The following is a 9,014-nucleotide window of genomic DNA, read 5'->3' as shown; positions in this document are numbered from 1 at the left end:
TCAGAGGGATGTCAAGACCTGGTAAGGTTCTTCGCGTTGCTTCGAATTAAACCACATACTCCACTGCTTGTGCGGGTCCCCGTCAATTCCTTTGAGTTTCAGTCTTGCGACCGTACTCCCCAGGCGGAGTGCTTAATGTGTTAACTTCGGCACCAAGGGTATCGAAACCCCTAACACCTAGCACTCATCGTTTACGGCGTGGACTACCAGGGTATCTAATCCTGTTTGCTCCCCACGCTTTCGCGCCTCAGCGTCAGTTACAGCCCAGAGAGTCGCCTTCGCCACTGGTGTTCCTCCACATATCTACGCATTTCACCGCTACACGTGGAATTCCACTCTCCTCTTCTGCACTCAAGTCACCCAGTTTCCAGTGCGATCCGGGGTTGAGCCCCGGGATTAAACACCAGACTTAAATGACCGCCTGCGCGCGCTTTACGCCCAATAATTCCGGACAACGCTTGCCCCCTACGTATTACCGCGGCTGCTGGCACGTAGTTAGCCGGGGCTTTCTTCTCAGGTACCGTCACCTTGAGAGCAGTTACTCTCCCAAGCGTTCTTCCCTGGCAACAGAGCTTTACGATCCGAAAACCTTCATCACTCACGCGGCATTGCTCCGTCAGGCTTTCGCCCATTGCGGAAGATTCCCTACTGCTGCCTCCCGTAGGAGTCTGGGCCGTGTCTCAGTCCCAGTGTGGCCGATCACCCTCTCAGGTCGGCTACGCATCGTCGCCTTGGTGAGCCGTTACCTCACCAACTAGCTAATGCGCCGCAGGCCCATCCCCAAGTGACAGATTGCTCCGTCTTTCCAGTTCTCTTCAGGCGAAGAAAACAATTATTCGGTATTAGCTACCGTTTCCGGTAGTTGTCCCAAACTTGAGGGCAGGTTGCCTACGTGTTACTCACCCGTCCGCCGCTAACCATCAGAGAAGCAAGCTTCTCTTCAAGTCCGCTCGACTTGCATGTATTAGGCATGCCGCCAGCGTTCGTCCTGAGCCAGGATCAAACTCTCCAATAAAGTATTGAAAAGAGCGATAAGCTCATTTTGAATCTGACGAGATTAAAAATCTCATTTGTGCTCCAGTCGATCCAAGCCAAGGCTTGTCTCAAACTTTTGCGTTCATTCTGCAAGCAGAATGTTTACTCACTCGTTGTTCAGTTTTCAAAGATCAAACTTATTTTGTTACCGAATGTCGTTCTCCTCAGTAACTTTTATATCATAACACTTCCGAACCAACTTAGCAAGCTCTTTTTTTAAGTTTCTTTCGAAGCTTATTTCATTCGCTTGCCGCACCGTGTAAACCGTGTTTTTTGGCCGGAAATAGAATATATCATATACACAACAAAATTACTACTTGTAAAATATCCCATCTGAAAACTGATTATATATTTGATTCAACCTCTTCATAATCTCTTTTCCAATGGCACTATCCTCTTACTATATCCTATATACACTCACCGGTCTAATCTATCTCAATAATTAGGTTGTGAATAGACTCATTCAACATCATTACATTCGTTCTATAAGATAAGAAACATAATACATCTTCTCAATAACACTGCTATCTATTATGTCGGTATCAAATCTAATAATTAAACTCCATAAGCTGTGGGCTTATATAGATTCTGCTTTTCACTTTTTATACTATTAGTCTCTGAACCTGCCCATCACTATCGTGTTGTGATACTGTCCATCCGTGTGTCTACGATCCTTTTTCAAAATACCTTCGATCTCGAAGCCACTCTTTTGGTATAACTCGATTGCCTTTTCATTGGATGCCAGCACGTTCAACGTCATCTTCTCTACACCAGTCTGGTCTGCCCATTCTATCGACTTCTCTAACAAGTTCTTGCCAATCCCATGCCCCCAGAACTCTCGGGCTACACACACGCCGAACTCAACTTTATGGCAAAAGCGCTTCAGCTCTGTACCTTCACATCGGGAGTATCCCACAATCTCACCCGCTACTACAGCAACAAGGAACAGATTCCTTGACTTCTCAGTGTCTAAATGGATGATCCGCCTAAACCCGGCTACGTCAATATACGCTTCACCCTCTTCACGATCCATGTTCTCGGTTTCCCCATCGATTTGTACACGAAGTGAAGACAAGGCCTCAGCATCCTTTTCCTCTGCCGATCTAATGGAGTAAGATAAGCCTTTAATGTAATATTCCTGCTGATCGATCATCATAAGAACCATTCCTCCTCTTCCACTTTATTCAATTACTGTACCTGTATCGCTCTACCCCACCTCAGATGGACTCTTGCCTGTAAGCATTTTGAACACTTGGCTGAAATACGTCGCATTACGGAACCCCGTCATCTCGCTCACCTCATATACCATGTAATGTCCCGACTGCAACAGTTCCAACGCCCTCTGAATCCGGTACCCGTTCAAATAACTGACGAAATTCTCACCGGTCACCCTTTTGAACAGTTGACTCAGATACTTCGGATGTACGAACAGCCCCTTGGCTATCGCTTCAAAACTAATCTCTTCGGCGTAATGAAGCTCTACATACTGTTTCACCTGCTCGATAAGTTTATTGCTTTTCTTCTCGCCCATCTCCTTACGTATCTGTTCCAGCCAGTCGCAGATAATACGATCCATCCAGTTTACCAAATCATGCAACGCATATTTCGATTGAATTTCACGCAGAAAATCACTCATCGCCAGCGGCGGCGTTAACATAGGGTGAAGTCGGTTCCAGCTATGCATCAACGTGTCAAACAGACTGACGGCCACAACCTGTACATCCTGTATCCCAACACATTTCCCCTCTTTCAGCAAAAGGCAAATATGATGCCATACCTCTTCGGCCAGGTCAGGTCGAATATCCGCCCAAGCCTCGTTCCATTGACGAAGCAATAATGAATAATCGGTCACACTTGGTTCTGTTTCCTTTGATGTTTCATAGTGGTAGATACGACTTCCACCTTGGAACTCTGCTGTTTCCACCGCTTCCCTGCTCTCGAGATAGGAATCTATCACCTCACAAGGGTGACTCTTGGATCTTCCGATTCCAGCACTCACTTCAATTTTCAGATACGTAAAGATCTGATCGATCATCCTCTCCACGAGTGGCAGACATTCCTCCAGATGATCTTTATCCCCTAATAGAAGCAACACAAATACCTGATCCGAATAATCAACAATCTCTACCTGACCATTCATGCGCGCCGCTTGCTCCTTCACCGTCTCCTGAATAATATCAGCCGCCCCATAGCGGAGAAGCTGCCAATCCCGTTCTTTCATTCGTGTCAAAAATACGGGGCGATTCAGTTGCAGACTAATGGCGCGTGTCTGGGAGGACATATGAATGCCTATATAGTCCATGCGTTCTTTGGGAAGCTCGTCTGCCCGATATCGCGTAGTCAGCAGTTCGTGAAGAAATTGTTTGCGCAAATACGGAAGTACCCGTCCGACCTCCTGCTTGTACGTCTGCTCCAGTCGCTCATGCCGCTCTCGCACATCTTGTTCCAGTAACACCTCACGCAGCACAGACTCAATCTCCTCAACCTCTGCCGGCTTCAGCAAAAAGTGATTCACCCCCCAGCGCATGGCTGCCCGGGCGTTCTCGAATTCGTCATATCCACTAAGAATGATGATCGGCAAGTGGGGATGATCACGTCGCAACGTCTGTGTGATCTCAAGCCCGGTCATCCCCGGTAGATATACGTCAGTCATAACGACATCTGGATGCATATGGTGAAACAGCTCCAGCGCATCCAAGCCATTGGAAGCAGTGCCTGCAATGCTGAGGCCCAGAGAAGGCCAATCGATATGATCTGTTAATGCCTTTACAATATGAGGATCGTCATCAACAAGCATAATGGTCTTCATCATTTTTCACCGTCCAGCCATAGATTTAATTGCTCGTCGGTCTCAATACGCGGCAGCGTAATGGTCACTTCCACTCCACCTGACTCTCTATCGCTCAGTTGAACGCCATACCTCTTCCCACAATAGAGCTGGATGCGCTGATGTACATTCCGTACACCGATTCCACACGTCTCTTCGAGTTTCCACCCCTCCGGCAAACCCCGACCATTATCCGTGATACGAATGACGATATCCTCATGCGGGCCAACCTCTTCGTGCATATGCACCTGAATTCGAAGTGTGCCTTCTTCAGGGTGCCCGTGCATAACGGCATTTTCGATAAAGGGCTGCAAAATGATCTTGGGAATGTAACAACCGCGAATATGCGGATCGATCTGCTCCTGATATTGAATGGAGAACGGCAGCCGCTCTGACTGGATGTTAACGTAGCAACGGGCATGTTCCAACTCATCACGAACCCTTATAAACAATCTCCCTCCACTCAGTCCGATCCGTAACAACTTACTGAGTTGTACAATCATGCGACTGATATCCTTGGCTTCATAATCAAGTGCGCGCCAGTGAATCATGTCGAGGGTATTGTATAAAAAATGGGGTTTGATCTGGGCCTCAAGCAAGCCCGTCTGGGCTTCACGCTTGGCCCGGCTCTCATCCTTCACCTGTTCCATCAGCGTCGTAAGTTGTGAAGCCATGTGATTGAAGCCATAAGCCAAATGGGCATATTCCTCCGTAAACGAAAGTTGGACCCGGGTATCGAAGTCCCCTTTCTCCAGTTGTCTCATTCGCTTGATTAATTGTCGCAAAGGCCGGATGATCCGCCTTACAAACAGGTACGCCAGCACAGCCGAGCATAATAGTCCCAGCACGGCGATGCCAAGGATCTGCCAGCCCGCTTGTCTGAGCGGAGATAACAGTGTATATACCGGAATAGTCTGTACGAGACGCCACTGAAGCATGGCTGGCCTGGAGTACAGCACCAATTGAGCACCTCCGGGTTGGCCGGAAACTACTTCGTACCCGTCTGCACCATGCTGGACATGTTCCTGAATCCATGCACTATCTATAATAGAAGAAGATGAATTTACAGCTTCACCCGTTTCTTGAATTGTACTTGCTTCATTTCTTCTATCCGCTCGTTCCTTCTCCCCTGCTGGATCAACTCTCCCCATCTGCATTACGACATTACCAGCCGTATCTACCAACAGGACTTTTCCATCAAGCACCATGGGTACATCGGCAAACCTGCGTACGATGTCCGCTCTACTCAGTCGAATGAGCACATAGGCAACCGTCCCTCCACGACTGTCGAAAATCCGTTGGGCGTATCCGACCAGGGATTGGCCCGATTCGTTCTCACGCAGCGGAACCCAAGCGGCATCTGCCTTTTCCAGCGTAGCAAACCAAGAGTCGTGTGCGATGGTGTCCACTGGAAATATGCGATCAGCCATAGTCACTGTCACCTCATTGAAGACATCCGTATACAGTTCGATGGAAGTGATGCCTTCACTCACGACCATGGTATGATCCAGGATTCGAGAGACCTCTCTGCGCTGGTGAATCTGTGCAAGCCTGCCCGTATCAGCCGTTTCGAGCAGACTGGACAGTTCCCGATTGCTTGCCAAAGCATAAGCGGTTCCGGTTACCCCTGTGATGAAATCAAACCCCCGACGTGTGCTCTCGTTCAGAAGAGCCAGACGTGCTTTGCTAATCTCGGCAAATGTGACCGTGGAGAAAGACTGATATGCCAACCAGACAACAACCGAGACAAGCAACAGGTTAAACGCAATAAAGCAAGTCACCATCAACGTGGAGAGCTTGCTTTGCTGCAGCTTTTGATTAATGAATGAAGACCATCTTCCTTTCCCCATGGAAAAATCAACTCGTTTCGTCTTGGAATTACCCTTTGAGCCCAGAGGTCGCGATTCCTTCCACGAAGTACTTTTGACACACAATAAATACAATGAAACATGGCACCAACGACAATACCGACATCGCAAACATCGGACCCCAATCGGATTGAGAGCTGGAATCAAGGAACAGGCGCAGACCCAGCGGCACGGTATATTTGCTCACGTCACTCAAGTAGATCAACTGACTGAAGAAGTCGTCCCATGTCCACAAGAACGTAAAGATCATCGTAGTAACCAGTGCTGGAAAAGCAAGCGGAATGATGATTTTGGTGTAAATTTTCACAGGACCGCATCCATCAATGGTTGCTGCCTCATCCAGCTCTTTGGGCAATCCCCGGAAGAACTGTACCATGAGAAAAATGAAGAAGGCGTCGGTCGCCAGCCATTTTGGCACCACAAGCGGCAGATACGTATTCACCCAGTCCAGGTGGTTGAAGAGAATATACTGCGGGATCAGCGTCACATGATGGGGCAGCATGATCGTCATAAGCATCAGTCCGAAACAGATGGCTTTGAAACGAAAATTCAATCGGGCGAAGGCATACGCCGCCATAGAGCAGGAAATCACATTGCCCAGCACCGCGCCAAGCGATAGAACGACAGAGTTAGTTAGAAACCGGGAGAACGGGTTGCCCTGAATTCCCGACCAGCCATTCATGTAATTTTGCCAATTCCATTCCTGTGGCCAGAACCAGGTCTCTGTAAAGATCATATGTCCCGGTTTGAATGAGCTGCCCAGCATCCAGAGGATCGGGTAGAGCATGACAAAGGCGATGCCTGAGATCAACACATGTTTGCTGACGACCCATGCTGTAGAGTTCCGTTGTCCAATCATGATTTCCCACCATCCTCATAGTGCACCCACAGCTTGCTACTGCGGAATACGAGCAATGTAAATACGCCAATCAGGATGACCAGCACCCAGGCCATCGCAGAAGCATAGCCCATCTGAAAGAATGAAAATCCTTTTTTGTACAGATACAGAGAGTACATTAGGGTTGAGTTCACTGGCCCTCCGCTACCATTACTGATAACAAAAGCCTGCGTGAACGATTGAAAGGATGTAATCAGCTGCATGACAAGATTGAAGAAGATAACGGGTGACAGAATCGGCAACGTTATATAGAAGAATCTCCGCAGGGGACCTGCACCATCTACCGCTGAGGCTTCATCATATTCAGGTGGAATCTGCTTCAAACCTGCCAGGAAAATAATCATGGATGATCCAAACTGCCATACGGATAACAGGACGATGGAGTACAGGGCATACTTCGGATTAGCAACCCAATCGGGCGCCTTAATGCCCACCATGGCAAGCACACTATTGAGTAGCCCGTCCCCACCCAGCATTTTACGCCACAACATTGCAATCGCCACGCTACCTCCAAGCAATGTCGGGATGTAATACACCGTACGGTAAATACCGAGTCCTCGAATCCCTTTGTTCAGCAACATCGCTACAAGCAGCGCGAAAATCAATTTGACCGGTACGGATACAGCGACATACGTGAAGGTGACTTTGAGCGACTGGGTGAACAGTTTATCCGATGTAAACATCGTGGTGTAGTTATCCAGACCGACCCAGGAAGGGGCGGCCAGTATACTGTAATCGGTGAACGAGATGTATAACGATACCAACATTGGACCTAGGGTAAGGAATAACAATCCGACAAGCCATGGGGCGAGAAACAGAAGTGCGACTCCATTATGCGCATATCTCCGTTTGACCCGCCGGGTAGTTACACGCTCGATTCGGGCTTGACTGACCTGTGATGTCGTCATCTTCGCAACCTCCCCGCAGAATTAGAAGTGTGAGACAGTTTCAATCATTATTGACTCGATCCAAGCGTAGCCTTGGCTCCTTCAATAAACTGGGCAATCACATCCGGAGTACTACCTTGACCGAAGGCGATCTGCTCGCTTGCGCTCTTGAAACTTGTGTCCACTTCAGCAAATCCTTGCGGGTATGGCGGGTCAATCTCGCTGGAGTTCTTCGACACAGTATCGATAAATTGGAAAATGGTTTGCTCCGCTTCCGGCAGCGTAGGCTGCATCTGTTCACGAATGCTGGAATTGACTGGCACCCCACGTTCAGAACCAAGAATAGCGGTTGCTTCTGGATCATTGACCATGAAATCGATGAACATGGCAACTTCCTTTGGATGTTTGGTTTTGCCATAACCGGAGAGGAACTGGCCTGGTTTCAGATATTCCCCGATTTGCTTTTCACCTACACCATGCGGAAGCACTTGTATGCCAAGTTTATGATCCTGGTTTTTGTTCACCTGCTGGAATGTCAGCAATTGATTGGACCATGCAAAATCCATGGCGGCTGTGCCCAGTGAGATCGGACGTGTCTCCAGCGCATTGGTTGTGGATGCCGTTATCTCCGCTGTGGTCACTCCACCATTCTCGCGTAGTGCGCTCCACATATCGAACCATTGCTGAAGCTCCTCGCTGGTAGCTGTCATTGTGCCACCGTCGAACAATCCTTTTCCGGATTGCCGAATAAACACTTCAAACATGTTCGTTGTACCGGAAATGTCTGCCGATCCATAGAACCCCTCACCTTTGGCTGCGGCGATCTTGGTCGCAATATCCCCAAAATCCTTCCATGTCCAGCTCTCTTGTGGTTCTTCTATACCTAATTCCTGAAATACGGTGGCGTCATAGATGACACCTGGTGCGTTAACTCCGAGGGTAATTGCATATAATTTATCGTCAATCGAACCGGCTGTAATCATGCTCTGATCATGATCCTCTGTCCGCAGCTCTTTGCTCTCTGCAAACGGAGTCAGGTCAAGCAAGGCACCACGCCGGGCAAAGTCAGTCAAAAAGGCGTAATCCATCTGGATGATATCTGGTGCATTTGAACCGGCTACCTGTGTAGTCAACTTGTCAAAGTAACCATCCCAACCGGAATATTCAGGTTTAATGGTGATTCCCGGATGTTTCTCTTCAAACAATTGGATCACTTTGGTCGTCAGATCATGTCTAGTCTGTGATCCCCACCAGGTCATGCGCAGTTCAACCTTACCTGATGAATCTCCTTCACTTCCACTTGCTTCCCCAGAAGAAGATGTATCGGTGGCCCCTCCAGAACAGGCTGTAGCGAACAATAACAGGGACAGACAGAACAGGGTTACCCACTTTTTTGTAATCATCATAAATGAATTTCCTCCCCTTTTTGCATTTATGGAATCGCTTACAAAACCTATTGTATCGGTCTATTACTGTACATGACATAAACAAAAGTAAGC

General features: G+C 48.2%; 6 protein-coding genes and 1 rRNA gene. All 7 read right to left on the bottom strand.

What is annotated here, in order from left to right:
• Positions 1-1,015 (bottom strand): 16S ribosomal RNA (locus tag CXK86_RS26510); the annotation flags it as partial.
• A gap of 630 nt (positions 1,016-1,645) precedes the next feature.
• Positions 1,646-2,191 (bottom strand): GNAT family N-acetyltransferase, encoded by a 546-nt coding sequence (locus CXK86_RS26505; protein ID WP_076254164.1) that lies wholly within the window; start codon positions 2,189-2,191, stop codon positions 1,646-1,648.
• A 51-nt stretch (positions 2,192-2,242) separates the two neighbouring features.
• Positions 2,243-3,847 carry a response regulator gene (locus CXK86_RS26500; protein WP_076254166.1) on the bottom strand — a complete coding sequence of 535 codons (1,605 nt, stop codon included), beginning with the start codon at positions 3,845-3,847 and terminating at the stop codon, positions 2,243-2,245.
• Positions 3,844-5,712 carry a cache domain-containing sensor histidine kinase gene (locus CXK86_RS26495; RefSeq protein ID WP_076254168.1) on the bottom strand — a complete coding sequence of 623 codons (1,869 nt, stop codon included), beginning with the start codon at positions 5,710-5,712 and terminating at the stop codon, positions 3,844-3,846. Before CXK86_RS26495 ends, CXK86_RS26500 begins: the two co-directional genes overlap by 4 nt.
• 28 nt (positions 5,713-5,740) lie before the next feature.
• Positions 5,741-6,589 (bottom strand): carbohydrate ABC transporter permease, encoded by an 849-nt coding sequence (locus CXK86_RS26490; protein WP_076254170.1) that lies wholly within the window; start codon positions 6,587-6,589, stop codon positions 5,741-5,743.
• Positions 6,586-7,536, bottom strand: coding sequence for a carbohydrate ABC transporter permease (locus tag CXK86_RS26485; RefSeq protein ID WP_101314827.1), 951 nt, complete (start codon positions 7,534-7,536; stop codon positions 6,586-6,588). The genes CXK86_RS26490 and CXK86_RS26485 overlap by 4 nt, the downstream gene beginning before the upstream one ends.
• Positions 7,537-7,583: 47 nt before the next feature.
• Positions 7,584-8,921, bottom strand: a complete 1,338-nt coding sequence (locus tag CXK86_RS26480) for an ABC transporter substrate-binding protein (protein ID WP_076254172.1) — start codon at positions 8,919-8,921, stop codon at positions 7,584-7,586.
• Between the last annotated feature and the right edge of the window lie 93 nt (positions 8,922-9,014).

Origin of the sequence: Paenibacillus sp. BGI2013, from assembly GCF_002843485.1 — a bacterium.
GTDB classification, from domain to species: domain Bacteria; phylum Bacillota; class Bacilli; order Paenibacillales; family Paenibacillaceae; genus Paenibacillus; species Paenibacillus amylolyticus.
This window is presented reverse-complemented; position numbering and strand designations above follow the sequence as displayed.